The organism is Rummeliibacillus sp. TYF-LIM-RU47 (assembly GCF_008638315.1).
GTDB classification, from domain to species: domain Bacteria; phylum Bacillota; class Bacilli; order Bacillales_A; family Planococcaceae; genus Rummeliibacillus; species Rummeliibacillus stabekisii.
Genome location: NZ_VVIR01000001.1, coordinates 2,101,005 through 2,121,552, shown reverse-complemented (window position 1 = coordinate 2,121,552; position 20,548 = coordinate 2,101,005). Strand labels below are relative to the sequence as shown.

Annotated in this window: 17 protein-coding genes and 1 other annotated feature; all 17 genes read left to right on the top strand. The window is 37.7% G+C overall.

From position 1 onward, the window contains the following. Positions 1-215 precede the first annotated feature (215 nt). The 17 genes from citZ to F0527_RS10595 all read left to right on the top strand — a co-directional run bounded on the left by citZ (position 216) and on the right by F0527_RS10595 (position 20,495). Complete coding sequence (citZ, locus tag F0527_RS10675) at positions 216-1,331, top strand: citrate synthase (protein ID WP_150284797.1); 1,116 nt, start codon at positions 216-218, stop codon at positions 1,329-1,331. A gap of 183 nt (positions 1,332-1,514) precedes the next feature. Then, entirely contained in the window at positions 1,515-2,780 is a 1,266-nt protein-coding gene (gene icd, locus F0527_RS10670; RefSeq protein ID WP_066788824.1) for an NADP-dependent isocitrate dehydrogenase, read from the top strand. A 75-nt stretch (positions 2,781-2,855) separates the two neighbouring features. After that, a complete protein-coding gene (gene mdh / locus F0527_RS10665) occupies positions 2,856-3,794 on the top strand; it encodes a malate dehydrogenase (RefSeq protein ID WP_150284796.1) in 939 nt (312 codons plus the stop codon). Between the two features lie 119 nt (positions 3,795-3,913). Beyond that, the gene (locus F0527_RS10660) at positions 3,914-4,360 is read left to right on the top strand and encodes a MaoC family dehydratase (RefSeq protein ID WP_150284795.1); all 447 of its coding nucleotides are present in this window, start codon (positions 3,914-3,916) and stop codon (positions 4,358-4,360) included. Between the two features lie 28 nt (positions 4,361-4,388). Then, positions 4,389-5,099 carry a response regulator transcription factor gene (locus F0527_RS10655; protein WP_066788816.1) on the top strand — a complete coding sequence of 237 codons (711 nt, stop codon included), beginning with the start codon at positions 4,389-4,391 and terminating at the stop codon, positions 5,097-5,099. After that, complete coding sequence (gene pnpS, locus F0527_RS10650) at positions 5,099-6,634, top strand: two-component system histidine kinase PnpS (protein ID WP_150284794.1); 1,536 nt, start codon at positions 5,099-5,101, stop codon at positions 6,632-6,634. Before F0527_RS10655 ends, pnpS begins: the two co-directional genes overlap by 1 nt. A 312-nt stretch (positions 6,635-6,946) precedes the next feature. Further along, a complete protein-coding gene (gene polA / locus F0527_RS10645) occupies positions 6,947-9,571 on the top strand; it encodes a DNA polymerase I (protein ID WP_150284793.1) in 2,625 nt (874 codons plus the stop codon). Between the two features lie 12 nt (positions 9,572-9,583). Further along, positions 9,584-10,456: a bifunctional DNA-formamidopyrimidine glycosylase/DNA-(apurinic or apyrimidinic site) lyase gene (mutM, locus tag F0527_RS10640; protein WP_150284792.1), complete on the top strand. Its 873-nt coding sequence runs from the start codon at positions 9,584-9,586 to the stop codon at positions 10,454-10,456. A 15-nt stretch (positions 10,457-10,471) separates the two neighbouring features. Beyond that, on the top strand, positions 10,472-11,065 hold the full coding sequence (coaE, locus tag F0527_RS10635; protein WP_150284965.1) for a dephospho-CoA kinase: 594 nt from the start codon (positions 10,472-10,474) through the stop codon (positions 11,063-11,065). A gap of 148 nt (positions 11,066-11,213) precedes the next feature. Further along, complete coding sequence (locus F0527_RS10630) at positions 11,214-12,236, top strand: glyceraldehyde-3-phosphate dehydrogenase (RefSeq protein ID WP_066788803.1); 1,023 nt, start codon at positions 11,214-11,216, stop codon at positions 12,234-12,236. 201 nt (positions 12,237-12,437) lie between these two features. Further along, complete coding sequence (gene nrdR / locus F0527_RS10625) at positions 12,438-12,917, top strand: transcriptional regulator NrdR (protein WP_066788799.1); 480 nt, start codon at positions 12,438-12,440, stop codon at positions 12,915-12,917. 21 nt (positions 12,918-12,938) lie between these two features. After that, positions 12,939-14,741: a DnaD domain protein gene (locus tag F0527_RS10620; protein ID WP_150284791.1), complete on the top strand. Its 1,803-nt coding sequence runs from the start codon at positions 12,939-12,941 to the stop codon at positions 14,739-14,741. 1 nt (position 14,742) lies between these two features. Then, positions 14,743-15,687 carry a primosomal protein DnaI gene (dnaI, locus tag F0527_RS10615; RefSeq protein ID WP_150284790.1) on the top strand — a complete coding sequence of 315 codons (945 nt, stop codon included), beginning with the start codon at positions 14,743-14,745 and terminating at the stop codon, positions 15,685-15,687. Between the two features lie 58 nt (positions 15,688-15,745). After that, positions 15,746-15,980: a binding site (T-box leader), on the top strand. A 98-nt stretch (positions 15,981-16,078) separates the two neighbouring features. Next, positions 16,079-18,001 carry a threonine--tRNA ligase gene (gene thrS, locus F0527_RS10610; protein WP_150284789.1) on the top strand — a complete coding sequence of 641 codons (1,923 nt, stop codon included), beginning with the start codon at positions 16,079-16,081 and terminating at the stop codon, positions 17,999-18,001. A gap of 560 nt (positions 18,002-18,561) precedes the next feature. After that, positions 18,562-18,813, top strand: a complete 252-nt coding sequence (locus F0527_RS10605) for a hypothetical protein (RefSeq protein ID WP_150284788.1) — start codon at positions 18,562-18,564, stop codon at positions 18,811-18,813. 474 nt (positions 18,814-19,287) lie between these two features. Next, on the top strand, positions 19,288-19,752 hold the full coding sequence (locus F0527_RS10600; RefSeq protein ID WP_150284787.1) for a hypothetical protein: 465 nt from the start codon (positions 19,288-19,290) through the stop codon (positions 19,750-19,752). A gap of 395 nt (positions 19,753-20,147) precedes the next feature. Then, on the top strand, positions 20,148-20,495 hold the full coding sequence (locus F0527_RS10595) for a hypothetical protein (protein WP_150284786.1): 348 nt from the start codon (positions 20,148-20,150) through the stop codon (positions 20,493-20,495). Positions 20,496-20,548: the final 53 nt, after the last annotated feature.

The window sequence follows — 20,548 nt, the reverse complement described above, 5'->3', positions numbered from 1 at the left end:
TTTAGTTACATTAAATCGAAAATTCTATTAATTGCTTAATAAATGCATAGATAATCTCCAAAAACCCAATTTTTTAATGAATGAGTGTTTTTCATTCACAAATACGACAAAGTTTATTATAATATCATTGTAAGCGATTTACTTATAGGTTCATATGGATCACGTTCAATGTTGATATTATCAACATAATTTGGTACAAAAAGGAGCGAGATAAAATGGCAACAACTAAAGGTTTAGAAGGCGTTGTAGCAGCTGAAACAAAAATTAGCTCAATCATTGATGATACTCTTACATATGTAGGCTATAACATTGATGATTTAGCTGAAAACGCATCTTTTGAAGAGGTAGTGTACTTACTATGGCACACACGCTTGCCTAAAGCGGACGAACTAGCAGAAATGAAACAACAGCTAGCTGATCAAATGGAAGTGCCACAAGCAGTGCTAGACCACTTCAAAACTTACGACATCAAAGCAGTACATCCTATGGCTGCCTTGCGTACAGTAGTTTCTTTACTAGCTTTATATGATGAAGATGCTGAAGTTATGTCAGACGAAGCGAACTATCGCAAAGCAATCAAATTGCAAGCTCGCATGGCAACAGTTGTAACAGCATTTGCTCGTATTCGTGCAGGCAAAGAACCGATTGCACCGAAAAAAGATTTATCTTATGCGGCGAACTTCTTGTACATGCTTTCTGGTAATATTCCAGAACCAATCGAAGAAGAAGCATTCAATAAAGCTTTAGTGCTTCATGCAGACCATGAACTAAATGCTTCTACATTCACTGCTCGTGTATGTGTAGCTACATTATCTGATATGTATTCAGGTGTTACTGCAGCGATTGGCGCTCTTAAGGGCCCTCTTCATGGTGGTGCCAATGAACAAGTGATGAAAATGTTATCAGAAATTGGTTCTATTGATAATGTTGAATCTTATATCCAAAATAAATTAGACAACAAAGAAAAAATCATGGGCTTCGGACACCGCGTATACCGCCAAGGCGATCCTCGTGCGAAGCACTTACGTGATATGTCTGAAAAATTAACAAAACTTAAGGGCAATCCTGAACTTTACGAAATGTCAGTGAAAATTCACGATATGATCGTAGAGCAAAAACACCTTCCAGCAAATGTTGATTTCTTCTCTGCATCTGTTTATGACGCGTTAGGTATTGAACACGATCTATTTACACCAGTATTTGCGGTTTCACGCGTATCTGGTTGGGTAGCTCATATTCTTGAACAATATGCGAACAACCGTCTAATCCGTCCACGTGCAGAATACGTTGGACCAGGCATGCAAACTTATGTGCCAGTAGAAGAAAGATAGTTTGCAAGATTTGGTAAGTAAACGGCAAACATTGGAATATTCCTAATGTTTGAGCGTTGAACCCAACATTACAGGCAGCGGCTGCCAAGAAGGTGTCGTGCACGTAAATGTAGGGTAAAATAAATAGGGCGACGCTTCTATAGCGCTTGCCCTATGTGTATGAATATAGGAGGCAAGGAACAAATGGCTAATGACAAAATCGTAGTAGAAAACGGTGTACTAAACGTACCAAACAATCCTGTAATTCCATTTATCGAAGGTGACGGTATCGGTCCTGATATCTGGGCAGCTGCTTCACGCGTTATCGATGCTGCAGTAGAAAAAGCGTACAATGGTGAAAAGAAAATTGAATGGCTTGAAGTTTTAGCTGGCCAAAAAGCATTCGACAAAACAGGTGAATGGTTGCCACAAGAAACTTTAGACAAAATCAATGAATATTTAATCGCTATTAAAGGTCCTCTTACAACACCAATCGGTGGAGGTATCCGCTCTCTAAACGTGGCGCTTCGCCAACAACTTGACCTTTATGTTTGCTTGCGTCCTGTACGTCATTTTGAAGGTGTTCCTTCTCCAGTTAAACGTCCAGAAGATGTTGACATGGTAATCTTCCGTGAAAACACTGAAGATATCTATGCTGGTATTGAATACAAAGAAGGTTCAGATGAAGTGAAAAAAGTCATCAACTTCCTTAAAACTGAAATGGGCGTAAACAAAATCCGCTTCCCAGAAACTTCTGGTATCGGTATTAAACCTGTTTCCAAAGAAGGTACAGAACGCTTAGTACGCGCTGCAATCAACTATGCAATCAAAGAAGGCCGCAAATCGGTTACTTTAGTGCATAAAGGTAACATTATGAAATTCACTGAAGGTGCTTTCAAATCATGGGGCTATGCAGTAGCTGAAAATGAATTTGCAGACAAGACTTTCACTTGGAACCAATATGATGCTATTAAAGAAGAAAAAGGCCAAGAAGCTGCTGATAAAGCTCAAGAAGAAGCATTATCTGCTGGTAAAATCCTAATTAAAGATTCTATCGCTGATATCTTCTTACAACAAATCTTGACTCGTCCAAAAGAATTTGATGTTGTTGCAACAATGAACTTAAACGGCGACTATATTTCTGATGCATTGGCTGCACAAGTTGGTGGTATCGGTATTGCTCCAGGAGCGAATATCAACTATGTATCTGGACACGCTATTTTCGAAGCTACACATGGTACAGCTCCTAAATATGCTGGTTTAGATAAAGTAAACCCATCATCAGTACTACTTTCAGGCGTATTAATGCTTGAACACTTGGGCTGGAAAGAAGCTGCTGATTTAATTACTGCTTCTGTGGAAAATACAATTGCTTCTAAAGTTGTAACTTATGACTTTGCACGTCTAATGGACGGTGCGAAAGAAGTAAAAACATCTGAATTCGCAGATGAACTAATCAAAAATATGTAATTTAACAAAAAGGAAAAGGGAACAGTTTTGCTCCCTTTTCCTTTTTTTACACTATACGAAAAGGAGCGGGTAAGAATGGCAACTAATCGAAAAAAAATTTCCGTTATCGGAGCAGGTTTTACTGGTGCAACAGCGGCATTTTTATTAGCGCAAAAAGAATTGGGTGATGTTGTTTTAGTTGATATTCCTCAAGCAGAGAATTCTACGAAGGGTAAGGCTTTAGATATGGCAGAAGCTGCACCTGTACTAGGATTTGACGCGAAAGTCATCGGCACAGCAAACTACGAAGATACCAAAGATTCGGATATCGTCATTATTACCGCAGGTGTTGCTAGAAAGCCCGGTATGAGCCGAGATGATTTGGTGCAAATCAATCAATCTGTTATGAAATCTGTAACTGTAGAGATTGTAAAGCATTCGCCTGGTTCTACTATTATCGTGTTGACCAATCCGGTCGATGCGATGACATACACCGTATATAAAGAGTCAGGCTTCCCGAAAAATCGTGTTATTGGCCAATCAGGAGTTCTAGACACTGCACGCTTCCGCACGTTTGTCGCTGAGGAATTAAATCTTTCTGTTAAAGATATTACTGGCTTCGTGCTTGGTGGTCATGGCGATTCAATGGTGCCACTTACCCGCTATTCGTATGCTGGGGGAATACCGCTTGAAACATTAATTCCAAAGGAACGCCTAGATGAAATTGTGGCTCGCACACGGACAGGCGGAGGAGAAATCGTCAACTTGCTTGGTAATGGCTCTGCGTACTACGCACCGGCTGCTGCTCTTGTAGAAATGGCTGAGGCCATCTTACGTGACCAACGTCGGATTTTACCTTCCATTGCCTACTTGGAAGGTGAATACGGCTACAATGGGATATATCTTGGAGTACCAACAATTCTCGGAGGCAACGGCATCGAGAAGATTATTGAGTTGGACTTAACCACAGATGAAAAAGCCTCTTTGGACAACTCGGCTGAAGCCGTAAAAAATGTGATGAATGTACTTTCCTAGCATCTGAAGTAGGGGGATAGGTGATAGTTGCCTATCCCTTTTAATTTTGGATAATAACTCGATTTTTCAGTCAATTGCTGATACTATGGAAATATAGAAAGCTCTAAAGGGGGGTTTTTGTGTTACTCGATAAAAAAAGAAAACTCGGAAAAAGTTTAGAAGAACTAGCCGTAGGCGATTCAATCTTGCTGACAGAGAAAATTGAAGATAAAGATCTCCTGTTGTATTTAGGTCTTACCAATGACAATAACCCATTATACATTCAACATGATTATGCAGCGGAAACAGCTTTTGAAAAACCCGTAGTGCCGGCGATCATGCTTGCAGGTATTGTTAGTTCTGCCGTTTCTAAGCATCTACCAGGACCAGGCGCCTATATAAGAGAGCAACACTTCCAATACCCAAAACCCTTGTATCATTACGATACGATAAGTATTGAGTTAATATTGAAAGAAATCAAACGTGAGCAATCTGAAGTTACTATTTCAGTCGAAGGAAAAGACAGTAAAGAAGAGATTGTATTAAAAGGAACTATTGTCGCAGTTCCGCCTACACATCCATTATAAAGTTTTCTACTACTTCGGAGGCAAAAACATGAACCCAAAGGTTTTAATTATTGAAGATGAAATTTCGATATCAACATTATTAGAATACAATTTAAAACAAGCAGAATATGACGTAATCACAGCTTTAGATGGCCAAGAAGGTTTAAAGCGTGCTATAGAAGAACAACCAGATTTGATTTTGCTAGATCTGATGTTACCAAAATTAGACGGTATGGAAGTTTGCAAAGAACTTCGTGTACAGAAGATCAACACACCCATTATTATGCTGACAGCAAAAGACGATGAATTTGACAAAGTGCTAGGGCTCGAATTAGGCGCAGACGATTATATGACAAAACCTTTTAGTCCCCGTGAGGTCATTGCCCGCGTTAAGGCAGTTTTAAGACGTTCAAAAGTAGGCGAACGGCAAGCGAAAGAAGAGACAAGTGAGCTAGTTTATCATATGGGACATCTTAAGGTGCTTCCAACACGCTTTGAAGCCTATTTAGACGGAAAACCGCTTGAATTTACACCAAAGGAATTCGAACTATTAATCTATCTATTGCAAAATAAAAATAGAGTGCTTACCCGCGATCAATTATTAAGCTCTGTTTGGCACTATGATTTTGCTGGCGATACGAGGATTGTAGATGTCCATATTAGCCATTTGCGTGAACAGATTGAAGAAAATAGCCGAAAACCTAAGTACATAAAAACAATTCGTGGTTTAGGCTATAAATTTGAGGAGCCTAAAGTTTAATGCACTCATTGCGATTCCGTTTACTGTCTATATTTGGTACATTATTTCTTGTTACATTGGCTGGTCTGGGCTTTACACTAGGGCAGCTTTTTCCGCTTTTAGTAAAAGATTCGATGGCGACCAATACATTGGAGTCTAAAGAAAATGTTTCACAAGCCATTGAAAAGCTGCCTTATCCTATTACTCAAACAGAAAAAAATCAGGTTATAGATTCAATTGCCCATAATACAAAAGCGCAAGACTTAACAGATATCCGCTTACAGCTTTGGTTGTTAATCGGAATTATTTTTGTAGTGGCATTTATTTTGTTGTTATTTGTAACCGACCGTTTAATTAAAAATCTAGCAAGGCCTATTGATCATGCAAGAAAGACAGCCCTTCAATTAGCTGAAGGTAATTACCGTGCAAGAACATACGAAATAACAGGATCACCTACGCTCCGATTAAGCAAGGCGATGAATGTCCTAGCAAGAAGTTTGCAGGAAATCATGACGACAAGAGAGATTGAACAAGAACGTTTAAAAACCTTAATTGAAAATATGGGAAGCGCCCTAGTGATGATTGGTAGGAAAGGTGAAATTACCATTACCAACCGTATTTTTACGGAATTGTTTCATCAGGAGTACGCAGAGATACAGCAAAAGCAATTCCGCCATTTGGGATTGCCGGAAGAGTTGGTAGATTTTGTAGACCATGTATTTATGACAGAAGTACCGTATAGAAAACAGCTGCATTTGAAAATACAGCAAGAATTCCGCGATATAGAAGTATATGGAGCGCCGGTAGTTGGTGAACATGGCCTTTGGCTTGGCGTTGTAATCGTAATTCACGATATTACGGAAGTGGTCATGCTTGAACAGATACGGAAAGATTTTGTAGTGAATGTTTCGCATGAACTAAGGACCCCTGTTACGTCGATTAAAGGTTTTTCAGAAACACTCTTGGATGGTGCTTACAATGATCAAGGCACTTTACTGTATTTCTTAGATATTATCAACAAGGAGAGCAATCGGCTACAAATCCTTGTCAACGATCTTCTAGACTTATCGAAGATTGAGCGACTAGGGTTTACAGTCAATATGGAAAAAACAAGCTTGCGTGATATTATTGTTCAAACAGTTGATATGATTCATTCAAAGTTAGAAGCGAAAGAGATGGAGTTTGAAGCAGAAATAGATCAAGATGTTATCATTAATGGAGACCCCCATCGGTTGGTCCAAATACTCTTGAACCTTATGGACAATGCCATCAATTATTCGGAAGAAAATTCAAAAATTACATTAAGGCTTTATAAAAAAGGCCATGAGGGCATCATTGAAATAGAAGATGAAGGGGTAGGTATCCAAGAAGAGGAGATTCCTCGGGTATTCGAACGCTTTTATCGGGTGGACCGTGACCGTAGCCGTAAATCGGGTGGCACTGGTTTAGGCCTAGCCATAGTGAAGCATTTAGTAGAAGCACACCATGGCAAAATACAAGTTGACAGTGTTGAGGGAAAAGGAACAACCATGCGACTGTTTTTCAATCTAGCGTAAAACGAGGGATTAGTTTCCTCGTTTTTTTATTTAGTTAAAAAGCATTTTGCTCTTTTTAAATGAATTATAAGGGTAAAGATAACTACCTATAAATGCATGCATGCCGCTTACTCTAGATTAGATTAAGTTAATTCAACTGAGTTATAAATAGGGTCTGCGTCTTTTTTTCTTTCCAGAAGCATGCATGGTAAAATATGAAGAAGAGCAAAGTGTATCTATCAAAGTGGGCTATCGACACAGCGAAGAAGCCTCAGTATATAATTTGTTGAATGATAACTATATGAAGAAAAACATATCTAGGAGAGTGCCAAAATGACAAAGGAAAAATTGCTGTTATTGGATGGAAATAGTTTGGCATACCGAGCATTTTTTGCGCTGCCGTTGTTAACGAACGACCAAGGTATTCATACCAATGCGGTGTATGGCTTTACCACCATGCTACAAAAGATTTTAGAAGAAGAAAAGCCAACAAAGATGCTAGTAGCATTTGATGCAGGGAAAACCACATTCCGCCACAGCACCTATTCAGAGTATAAAGGCGGGAGACAAAAAACGCCGCCAGAACTATCGGAGCAATTCCCTTATTTAAGGAAATTACTAGACGCGTATCGTATTAAACAATATGAATTAGATCTCTATGAAGCAGATGATATCATTGGGACACTAAGTAAAGAAGCAGATGAGCAAAAACTCGAAGTGATTATTGTATCAGGCGACAAGGATTTAACGCAGCTCGCATCTGATAACACAACCGTGTATATTACACGCAAAGGAATTACAGATATCGAACATTACACACCAAGCCATATTGAAGAAAAGTATGGGCTAACACCTCATCAAATTATTGATATGAAAGGCTTAATGGGCGATTCATCCGATAATATTCCAGGAGTGCCAGGTGTCGGGGAAAAAACAGCAATCAAATTGCTTAAACAATACCCGACCATTGAAGAACTCTATCAGCATATCGATGAAGTTAGTGGTGCCAAGCTGAAGGAAAAACTAGCAGCAAATGAAGAACAAGCAAAAATGAGTAAGGAGCTTGCAACCATCAATCGCCAAGCACCGATAGATATTAAGATTGAAGAGTTAAATTATGAAGGACCTGATGTCGATACGCTGTTCTCTTTATGGCAAGATCTCTCCTTTAAGTCTCTGATTCAAAAGAGCGAATTTGAAACCGAGGAAAAGGAAATTGAAGCCATCGAACTGGATATCGTCGAAACAATAACAAAAGATCAATTAGCAAGTCCAATGGCGATCCATTTGGAACTTGAAAATGAGAGCTATCATACATGCAAACGTTTTGGGCTGGCCTTATCAAACGGAAACAAGACGTATTATATCCCATTTGAACAATTGCAAAATTCACCCGAGTTAATTGATTGGCTTCAGGACGAAAATCAGAAAAAATATGTTTTTGATTCCAAAGCGATACAATCAGCTCTTTATCGAAGCGATATTCATTTAAAAGGAGTAGAATTCGATTTAATACTGGCGGCTTATATCGTGAATCCGGCAATGTCTACAGATGATTTGGCAGCTGTAGCAAAAGAATTTGGTTATCGCGATGTCCAAACCAATGACATTATTTATGGCAAAGGTGCGAAGAAAGCGATCCCGAGCCAAGAAGTCATTGCAGAACATGCGAGCAGAAAAGCGAACGCTGTTTTCCACTTGCAGACAAAGCTTGAAGAACAATTAAAAGAGAATGAACAATTTGATTTATACCGAAACTTAGAATTGCCGCTCGCTTCGATCCTTAGTGAAATGGAAAGTGAAGGAATTACAGTAGATCGGGAACGCCTTGTTGAGATGGGCCGAGAGCTTGCTGAAAAATTAAAGAGTATTGAAGAAGAAATATACCAAGCAGCTGGCGAAAAATTCAATATGAATTCACCGAAACAGCTAGGTGTTATTCTATTTGAAAAATTAGGCCTGCCAATAATTAAAAAGACCAAAACCGGCTATTCTACAGCTGCTGATGTGCTCGAAAAATTGGCACCGGAGCATGAGATTATCCAGCATATTTTAGAATACCGTCAACTAGGGAAGCTGCAATCCACTTATATTGAAGGCTTGTTAAAAGTGATTTTAGAAGATGGGAAAATCCATACACGCTATCAGCAAGCATTAACCTCTACTGGACGATTAAGCTCTATTGATCCTAATCTGCAAAATATCCCAGTGCGTTTGGAAGAGGGACGAAAAATCCGACAAGCATTTGTGCCTTCTCATACCGAATGGAAACTATTTGCTGCCGATTATTCGCAAATTGAATTGAGAGTTCTCGCACATATGGCGAATGATGAAAATCTGAAAAGCGCTTTTGTGCATGATCAAGACATTCATACAAAAACGGCTATGACGGTATTCCATGTAGAAGCAGATGAAGTGACTTCCGATATGAGACGTGCCGCAAAAGCAGTAAACTTTGGGATTGTTTATGGTATTAGTGATTATGGGTTATCTCAAAACTTAAATATTACGCGAAAAGAAGCTGCAGACTTTATCGAACGCTATCTATCCAGTTTCCCAGGCGTTAAAAAATATATGGTAGAAAGTATTAAAGAAGCCAAAGAAAAAGGATTTGCAGCAACCATCTTAAATCGTCGCCGCTATCTACCTGATCTGCATAGTTCTAATTTTAATCTGCGAAGCTTTGCAGAACGGACAGCAATGAATACACCAATTCAAGGCAGTGCGGCAGATATTATCAAAAAAGCGATGATAGATATGGCAAAAGCTTTAAAAGAGCATAACCTAAAAGCAAAAATGTTATTGCAGGTGCACGATGAATTGATTTTTGAAGCACCGAATGAAGAAATCGCCATACTCGAAAAATTAGTACCTGAAGTGATGGCGAATGCCATTAAGCTCCAAGTGCCTCTAAAAGCAGAATTCGCTTCAGGCGATACGTGGTATGAAACAAAGTAAGGAAGTGATAACATGCCTGAATTACCAGAAGTAGAAGGCGTTGTACGTTCGCTTCAACCTGTCGTGGCGGGAAAAACTATCCGCCACGTCGAGGTTTCAAATACGATCTGTACATCGATCAACAAAGGGAAGGCGTGTATTATAAAAGGAATGGACCCTGAGACCTTTTCTAATAGGTTGAAAGGGACGAAGATATTGGATGTTGAACGACGATCCAAATATATATATTTCTATTTGGAGGATGGGGCAGATGAAGCGATTCTCGTCAACCATTTGGGCATGACAGGCGCTTGGTTTCATGTCCATTCGCTCAATGAAATCAAAGAAGAAAAGTTTCGCAAGCATATCCATGTCATATTGGCATTTGAAGAGGATGAATTTCTTGTTTATGCGGATATTAGGCGATTTGGGGAGTTAAGGCTCCTTGATTCGATTGCGGATCATCCGCCTTTGCTTGAGATTGCTCCTGAACCCTTTTCACCGGGCGCACTTGAATATTTCCTAATGAAATCTGCCTTGCCTAAATATGCGAATAAACCTGTGAAAGAAGTAATCATGGACAGTCATGTCGTTGCTGGATGTGGCAATATTTATGCAACAGAAGCGCTTTTCCGAATGAAAATCCATCCGAACAGGAAAATGGCCCGCATTAGTGAAAAGCGGAAAAAAGACTTATTCGCACACATTGTCGCTATCTTACAAGAAAGTATAGAAGCAGGCGGTTCTAGTATATCAGACTATCGGAATATAAATGGAGAAGCAGGGAGCATGCAAAATCGTCTTCAAATGTACGGTAGGAAAGCGTGTCCAATATGTCATACTAATACAAAACAAATGGTAATCGCGGGCAGGAATTCGGTTTATTGTCCGCATTGCCAACATTAAAGGTGAGTGAGTAATTTGATTATCGGCTTGACTGGGAGCATTGCCAGCGGAAAAAGTACAGTAGCGAAAATGCTGGAGGAAGTAGGACTGCCGATTGTAGATGCAGATCTTGTAGCACGCATCGTTGTAGAACCAGGAACCCCCACATTGGAGAAAATAAGCGAAGTATTTGGCAAAGAAGTATTACTAGAAAACTGTGAGTTAAACCGTGAAAAATTGGGAGAAATCATCTTCCATAATCCCGCTAAACGGGTAGAGTTAAATTCGATTATGCATCCAGCTATACGGCAAGAAATGCTGAGACAACGCGATGAACTAACTGAAGCAGGGGAGCCACATATCGTAATGGATATTCCTTTATTGTTTGAAAGCCATCTGCAGCATTTTGTTGAAAAAATCCTTGTTGTCTCTGTGACAGAAGAGAACCAATTAAATCGTCTGATGGAGAGAAATCATTTATCCAAGGAAGAAGCGTTAGCACGAATTGCTACGCAGCTGCCTCTCTCTGAAAAAGAAAAAGGTGCGGATGCAGTCATTTATAACAATCGTGACTTAGAGAATACACGTACACAATTGTTAGCTATTCTAAAAGAGTGGGACATTATTTAATTAAAGTATACAATTGTCTGAAAATATACTGAAAATATAAACTTTAAGCTATAAGCACTATAATAGGTTTTCCTTTCTGTTTAATGTGTTATACTATTTGTGAGATAAGTAATTAAGTATAACGCGCTAAACAGGGAGGATTTTTTTCATGACAGTTTCTATCGCTATTAATGGTTTTGGTCGTATCGGCCGTATGGTTTTCCGCCAAGCGATTTTGCAAGATGATCTTAATATTGTGGCAATAAATGCTAGCTATCCTGCTGAGACATTGGCTCATTTGGTGAAATATGATACAACACACGGTAAATTTGAAGGTGAAATCGAAGCCACTGAGAATGCTTTGATTGTTAACGGCAAACACGTACAACTTGTAAGTGACCGCAATCCAGCAAATTTACCTTGGAAAGAGTTGGGTGTTGATCTTGTCATTGAAGCAACAGGTAAATTCAATGAGCGTAGCAAAGCAGCTTTGCACCTTGAAGCAGGCGCAAAAAAAGTTATTTTAACAGCGCCGGGTAAAAATGAAGACATTACAGTAGTAATGGGTGTAAACGATGATAAACTTGATCTTGCAAAACATGATGTCATTTCTAATGCTAGCTGTACAACAAACTGTCTAGCGCCTGTCGCGAAAGTACTAAACGACACATTCGGAATAGAGAACGGATTAATGACGACTGTCCATTCTTATACGAATGACCAAAAAAATATAGACAATCCACATAAAGATTTGCGTCGTGCAAGAGCATGTGCTGAATCTATTATTCCTACATCTACAGGTGCCGCGAAAGCGCTAACACTTGTATTGCCCGAATTACAAGGGAAATTGCACGGTATGGCATTACGTGTTCCAACACCAAATGTATCACTTGTTGACCTTGTTGTAGATTTGAAACGTGATGTTACAGCTGAAGAAGTGAATGAAGCATTCCAACAAGCAACTGAAGGTTCGCTAAAAGGAATCCTTGAATTTACAATGGAGCCTCTTGTATCAAGCGACTTCAATAGCAATCCATCCTCTGCAATTATTGACGGTCTGTCTACGATGACAATTGGTGACAATAAAGTTAAGGTGCTTGCTTGGTATGATAATGAATGGGGTTATTCTGCGAGAGTAGTAGACTTAACGAAAAAAGTAGTCGCAGGTTTAAAAGAAACTGTAAATGTATAGAATTTAATATCAGATAGCCTTCTAACCTCCTACTAGGTTAGAAGGTTTTTTATTTAATTATGACCTATAAGTACTCAAAAAGAGGCACATGCATTCTATTTATACGCTTGTTCCGTTTTTGGTACACTTTTTTCGGCTATTTCGCACATTTTTTGATATAATAGATAAACTAATATGTTGCGTAATCAGGAGAGAAAAATTATGAAATGTCCAGCTTGTCAATATAATGGAACAAAAGTGATCGATAGCCGGCCTGTTGATGATAATAAAGCGATACGCCGACGAAGAGAATGTGAATCTTGCAGTTATCGCTTTACTACATTTGAAAAAGTAGAAGAAATGCCGCTGATTGTCATCAAAAAAGACGGCTCACGCGAAGAATTTAGCCGTGAGAAAGTATTGCGGGGGCTCATCCGTGCATGTGAAAAACGACCAGTCGCTTTAAATGTGTTGGAGGAACTGGTTTTTAATATTGAACAATGTCTCCGTAGGATCGGCAATGCAGAAGTTCGTTCTGAGGATATTGGCGAGATGGTCATGGAGCGTCTCTCTAAAATAGATGAAGTTTCGTATGTCCGCTTTGCATCCGTTTACCGCCAATTTAAAGATATTAATGTATTTATTGATGAATTAAGAGAGCTAATTGAAAGACAGTCAAAGGAAACCGAAAGTGGACACTAAACAAGGTGGAGATGTGGGCTAATGAACTTATTTAAAGAACTGCAACCAGTTGATCGCTTAACTATTCGTGTGCCTTTTCCCTTGTCCAGCTATGATCGAAAATTAATAACATTACTATATCAACCGTTGATCGGTGCAGAGCCGATCAGCCTTTATTTTTTATTATGGGCAGAAGGAGAAAATATAGATGATTACTCCATGTCCCATTATCATTTAATGAATTCATTAGATTTGCCTATTGCGCGTATCTTTGAATCGAGGATTGCACTAGAAGCAATTGGTCTTTTACGCACATGGCGTAAAGACGAACAAGAAACACGTTCTTTTATATATGATGTCATGCCGCCGCTTGATGCCGCTGCTTTCTTTGATGATCCGCTTCTTTCTATGTTTTTGTTCAGCAAGATTGGCGAAACGGCTTACCGTAATTTGCGCCAGCGTTTTGTGACAAAAGGGTTATCGAACTTTGGGTATCAAGAGGTGTCACGTTCATTCACGGATGTGTATCGTCCCGTTTCGCATAATATCCCATCAGATGGTATCCAATTGACGGGATTACAGGAAAAGCCGAAAGAGCTACCGTTCCACTATGAAGAATTCGATTTTCAATTGCTTCGGACGAGTCTGTCTGAACAGCTTGTCCCTTCTTCCATTCTGACAGCAGAAATTAAAGCTACGATTGCAAAGTTGGCCTTTTTATATCATTTGACTCCATTTGATATGCAAAAAGTGATTCTTCTAGCATTAGATGACGGGATGAATTTAAGTGATCTACGATTGAAGAAAGAAGCAGCAGATTACTATAAACTCACCGTTTCAAAAGAGCCACCGTCCATGCAGCCGATTGCAAAAAAACAAGAAGTATTTGAGCATACGCCAATTATAGAAGAAGACTTAAATCCGATGGAAATGGAATTAATCCGATGGTTTGAATCTTCTTCACCCATCGATGTCCTAAAAGATGTAGCGGGCGGTAGAGAACCGTTCCCAAATGATATTCAATTAGTGGAAGACTTGGTAATGCAATATGAGATGTCAACACCTGTTGTCAATGTTCTCATTCACTATGTTTTTCTGCGTAACCATGGAAAGCTTAACCGCAAATACATTGAGACTATTGCCTCTCATTGGCGACATACAGGTGTAAAAACGGCGCGGGAAGCAATGAAGTTAGCGAGGGAATTTGAAGAACAAAAAAGCAATGACCCAAAACAACAGCTTCCTAGCGAAAAGAAAGATTATACAAAAGAATATAAAGTTCTCAAAGCAAGCGCAGGTGCATTCTATCATTTAGCTCATTTTGTAGACAAGGATTTTCAAAATCCTGCTGCTTTAAAAAAAGAGGCTATTACAATACTGGAGCAAGCCTCACCGAAGGAATTGCTAAGCATGCTTGTAAAAGGGAAAACGCCTTTTGAGAAAGATGTTAAGGTGGTTGAAGATTTTACAGCGAAATATGACGACATTAATAAATCAGTTATGAATACATTAATTCATTATGCTTACTATGTAAGCAACGCTAATCTAAACAGTTCTTTTCTTCAGTCTATCGCAACAAATTGGCGAAAGAATAATGTTCAAAGTGCTGAAGGGGCGTTCAAATTTGCGGAGGATTATCAGCTCCAAAAGAATCGAAAGCAATATACCCCGAAAAATCAACCATACAACCAAAAGCAAAATGTACCTGATTGGTACTATGAAAATAAAATGAAGCAACAGCAGAAAAAAGAGGAAAACAAAGAAACGACTCATACCGATTATGATAAGAAACGGCAAGAAGTAATGAAAAAATTAGGATTGAAAGAAGGAGAGGTGGATTCATAACATGCAGCCGATTAACAGAGAACTGAAAAAAATCATGGATTCACAATTTCAATCACGCTATAACGAAATGCAAAAAGAGATCTTAGAGAATCAAAATGTCCAAAAGTTTCTCGCTGAAAACGATCAAGTTGCCAATAGGGAAATGGTGGAAAGAGGTTTAGGCAAGCTATATGAATATGTCAACCAGCATCATGACTGCAGTGCTTGCGAATCTGTCGCTCTCTGTAAAAATGCTATTAATGGCTTTATTCCGAAACTCACTGTAATCAGAGGTCAAATCGATCTTGAATACATTCCGTGCCAAACTAAGAGGATGGAAGATAACCGTCGCAGGGCAGCTTCGATGATTTCTAGTATGCATATGCCTAAGGATGTATTGAAAGCTCGTATTGATGACTTGGATAAAAGTAATCCTTCTAAGGCAACAATCAGTGATGTAGCAGAACTGTTTATTCAAAAAGTACGCAAAACAGGTGAATTACCGAAGACTGGCTATTATATTTATGGCAACTTTGGTGTCGGTAAATCATATGTACTTGGCGCCATTGCCAATGAATTGGCAACCATGGAAATTAAAACAGTTATGGTATATGTCCCAGATTTTCTAAGTGAATTAAAGAGTGCTATTGGCGATCAAACGCTGTCAGAAAAAGTGGATTTCGTCAAAAAAGCACCCGTCTTAATGCTGGATGATATAGGGGCAGAGAACTTGTCTGCTTGGACGAGAGATGAAATTATTGGTACTATTCTTCAATATCGGATGAATGAAGGTTTGCCAGTATTCATTACCTCCAATTATGACTATGATCAATTGGAGAAACATTTCGCGACAACACAAAAAGGGGAAGTAGATGTCATGAAAGCAGCTCGTATCATGGAACGCGTCAAGGCACTTACTACAGACTTCGAGATGATTGGTGAAAACAGAAGGCTTTATCAAGATTAAATGATTTTACTTGATTTTCAAAAAGATTCAGTTTATAATTTCAAACATAATCTAAATATTAAATGCTTAGAAAAGGACAACAATTGTCTGTACGGCTTAAAGAGAGAGAAGCAACTGGTGAGAGCTTCTTAGTAACGGCATTCAATTTACCCCCTTGGAGCAGCGTCAGTGAAAGAGAACAGTAATTGTCGCCGGAAGCGGTCCGTTAACCGATCTTGAGCTTCGTCTATACAAGGATTTTCTTGTTTAGAAGGAAGAAGGGTGGAACCACGAGCACAAACCTCGTCCCTTTGCGGATGAGGTTTTTTTGTGTATTTAAAAACAAATGGACAAAAAATCTCCTAAGCTTGTGGCCTAGAGCTCTTGAAAAAATAAAAAGGAGAGATGAAAAATGATTAAATTAACATTCCCAGATGGCTCAGTAAAAGAGTTTGAAAAAGGCATTACTACAGATGAAGTCGCTTTATCTATCAGTCCAGGACTACGCAAAAAAGCAATCGCCGGCAAATTCAATGGTGCTTTAGTAGACACAAAAACACCTCTTGAAAGTGATGGTACTATTGCTATCTTAACACCGAATGATGAAGAATCATTAGAAGTTATGCGTCATTCAACTGCACATTTACTTGCACAAGCTGTAAAACGTTTATTCGATGGCGTGAAACTTGGCGTAGGACCAGTCATTGAAGGTGGCTTCTACTATGATATCGATTCACCTGAACCAATCACTTCAGAGGATTTCCCGCGCATTGAAAAAGAAATGAAAAAAATCATCGCTGAAAACCTTGAAATCGTTCGTCACGATGTATCACGTGCAGAAGCGCAAAAACGCTTTGCAGATGATGAATACAAAGTGGAACTTCTTGAAGCTATTCCTGAAGATGAACAAGTATCAATCTACGAACAAGGCGAATTCTTCGACCTTTGCCGTGGTGTCCATGTACCTTCAACAGGAAAAATTAAAGAATTCAAGCTGCTTTCTATCGCTGGTGCTTATTGGAGAGGAAACTCCGACAACAAAATGCTTCAACGTATTTACGGTACTGCTTTCTTTAATAAGGAAGATTTAAAAGCACACCTACAAATGCTAGAAGAAGCAAAGGAACGTGACCACCGTAGAATTGGGAAAGAACTTGAATTATTCACTAATAACAAATTAGTCGGCATGGGCCTTCCATTATGGCTGCCAAATGGTGCGACAATCCGTCGTACAATCGAACGCTATATCGTTGATAAAGAAGTCTCTCTTGACTACAAACATGTTTACACACCAGTTCTTGGCTCAAAAGACTTGTATGTAACTTCAGGCCACTGGGATCATTACCAAGAAGATATGTTCCCGCCAATGGAGATGGATAACGAAACACTAGTGCTGCGTCCAATGAACTGTCCGCACCATATGATGGTGTACAAATCATCTATGCATTCATACCGAGACCTTCCGCTACGTATTGCAGAGCTTGGCACTATGCATCGTTACGAAATGAGTGGCGCTGTATCTGGCCTTCAACGTGTCCGCGGCATGACTCTAAACGATGCACACTTATTCGTTCGTCCAGATCAAATCAAAGAAGAATTCAAAAAAGTAGTGGAACTTATCTTAGCTGTATATAAAGATTTCAACTTGGATGACTACGAATTCCGTCTGTCTTATAGAGACCCACAAGATACTGAAAAGTACTTTGATGATGATGAAATGTGGAATAAAGCGCAAAGCATGTTGAAAGAAGCAATGGATGAATTAGGATTAGATTACTATGAAGCTGAAGGGGAAGCGGCATTCTATGGCCCTAAACTAGATGTTCAAGTAAAAACTGCTATCGGCAAACAAGAAACATTGTCCACTGTACAGCTTGACTTCTTATTGCCAGAACGCTTTGACCTGAACTATGTAGGAGAAGACGGCAAACAACATCGTCCTGTTGTTATTCACCGCGGTGTCGTATCAACAATGGAACGCTTTGTTGCATTCTTGATCGAAGAATATAAAGGTGCATTCCCAACATGGTTAGCACCAGTGCAAGTTCAAGTAATACCTGTTTCCAACGATGTGCACTTCGATTATGCGAAGAGCGTACAAGAAAAACTTCAAGCAAAAGGCTTACGTGTAGAAATGGATTACCGAGACGAAAAACTGGGCTACAAAATCCGTGAATCACAAATGAAAAAGATTCCGTACATGCTTGTACTAGGAGACAAAGAAATGGCTGATGGCAGCGTCAATGTCCGCAAGTATGGCTCTAAGGATTCTGAAACTGTTCCATTTGATGAATTCCTAAATAAAATTTTAGAAGACGTACAACATTTAGGCTAGATGTATCAAAAGCGGCTTTTCGTTTATTAGACGAAAAGCCGCTTTTTGATTTTAAATAAATTTAGATAATTGTTCTTAAGTAGTTTATTTTTGTCGAAAAGTAAGTTACTATTTTTTTATGCTATTTTATTAAAATTTTACTTTTAGAATTCAATCTCAAGAAGGTATCTTGCTACTCTTCTTATGTCATCTATAAAGTATGGGGAAGAATATTTATAGTTGATAGCAAAAGGAGAAATATTAAAGTGCACATATTAATTGGTATTTTATTAGAATTAATAGTAGTAGTAAGTTTAATTTGGCTAATCAATTTGTTAATAAAAGATTATAAAGAGAGTAAATCGAGTTTACCTAAAACCATTCTTTCGATAATACTTGAGGTTACTTTAGGGATGCCTGGTTTTTATGTTACATTTGTGATCGCTTGTTTTCTATTTGGAATTATTCTTTTGTTTTATTATTAAACTCTAAGATTTATTTATAAATTTTAAATTATTCATTATGAGACAAATAGATTTAGGAGTTTAGGGGACAACAATGGTTAAAAGGGGACTAATATATTGAATTACTTTAAACTTTTTATCTTTATTTTTATCTTTATTTTTTCTGCTTTTTACTTGCAAGCTATTTGGGATTTGCAAAAGGGTATCAGTATTAGCACGATGATCTTATCGATTGTATGTATTTTTTACTCGATGGAAATGGCATATAGATTAATGAAAACAACAAAAATTTTCGTATTACCTATCTTTGTAATTATTAGTAACTTTATTACAAATGAGATTTTAAAAATTGATCATCTTATTAAATAATATATAAAAAATGTAAAATTCAAAGGACTACTAACAAAATCCTTTGAATTTTTTATTTAAGATAATTTTTTAAAATTTCCTTTATCCCATTCGTTAAGTAACATTTCCGTACTAAGACCACATAGCTCAGGTTTCCTCGCTAAAGGTTTTAATATCTCTTTTGCTTTTTCTTTATTTACTGATAGAAAATGGGTAGCTGGCTTGAACTTTACATAATCATTTGGATGATCAAGTAACTTCTCTAATTCATTAAGTCTATTCTTCTTAGTTCTTTAAAGATTTTGAAACATATATCATATAATCTATTTGTTTTCCTAGTTTTTTCAACAACTTCAAATGCAGAAATTCCATAATCAATATAGGACACTCCATTGTTTATTAATAATTTGACTTTTAATATTAAGTATAATGCTGATTGAATTCACAAATATCTATAGAGGTTATTAAACTTGTAGAAAAAAGGAGAAATAAGGAATGATCTATCAGAGAAGAGATTTTGAATTGTTAGAGGACCGATATGAAAATGAATTTGTACTTTCTCTCCTAACAAATGAAGAACCAAGAGAACTAAATCATATGTTAGAAGCAAATCCAAAAAGTGTTTTTAAAAATTATTGGGAGAAACAATATAGTTTTGTAATTTTAGTTTCTAATTTCATGTTAGCAAAATTAGACCTAGATTATCTCATTTTTAAAAAGAACAACTCATTTTCTTTGATAAGTATTACAAGAAAAAATAACGTTAATAAAATCCTAAGCATTCTTAGAGAATATGAATATGTGAATGGATTTTGTTTTTTCATAATTAAATCATTAGACGGTTTAAATTTTGAGTTACCAATAGATAGTCAGGAGAGAGTAAAAGTAACTCAGTTATCAAATAATGAAATTGTTATTTTTCAGTTTGATGTAGAAGAAGTAATTTTAATTAAGTATTAAATTCTTTGAAGTCCTAAAGTTAAAGAATTACTTATTTAGGAGCAACATAACTATTGAGAGCTATAATAATAAACAAAAGAAAAGAGTCTAAGTAAGATATATAGTATGCAAAAGTGAGCTAAAGCTCTTAATTCACCTACATCTAAGTCAACGCTCCGGTTAAATGGTAGTAGAAAATTATTATGTTAGATGTCTTTGTAGGTATAAAGTATACTTAATTTTAAAAAATACAGAGACAATTTTATGTGAAAAATATGTGAATAATGTGCCTTTGTATCCTCTTTTATCAAAAATGATTTTGCAACTTTATTATTAGTTTGTTAAAATGTTCTAGGGAAAAGGTAAAAACACCATATTTTCTTAAATATTTATATTAAAAGGGGAAAAGTAAGACTATGTCAGTATCCACTTATAAAATCACAAAAAATATTTCAGCTAAAAAGGTAGAAGTAACTGTGGGAGAACAAATGTCAATCCCAGAAGCACAACGTTTTGCTACGGAATTTCAACAAACAGCAGCTTCAGTTGATGCAAGTAATTTTGAGTTGGATGTAGATTGCACAGGTATGAAAGTGTTGAATCAAGAAATGGCTGAAGCATTAGAAGCTGCTATGGGCCTATATCTTCAAGCAGGATTCAAAAAAGTTATCTTTGTAGTGCAAAATAACACAATATTAAAAATGCAATTATCACGTATTGCCCGAAAAGCTGGATTAACAAATGCTGATGTTATCAACAAATAAATAAAAACCGAAAAGGTTATAGTAATTTACTATAGCCTTTTTGAACATCAAAG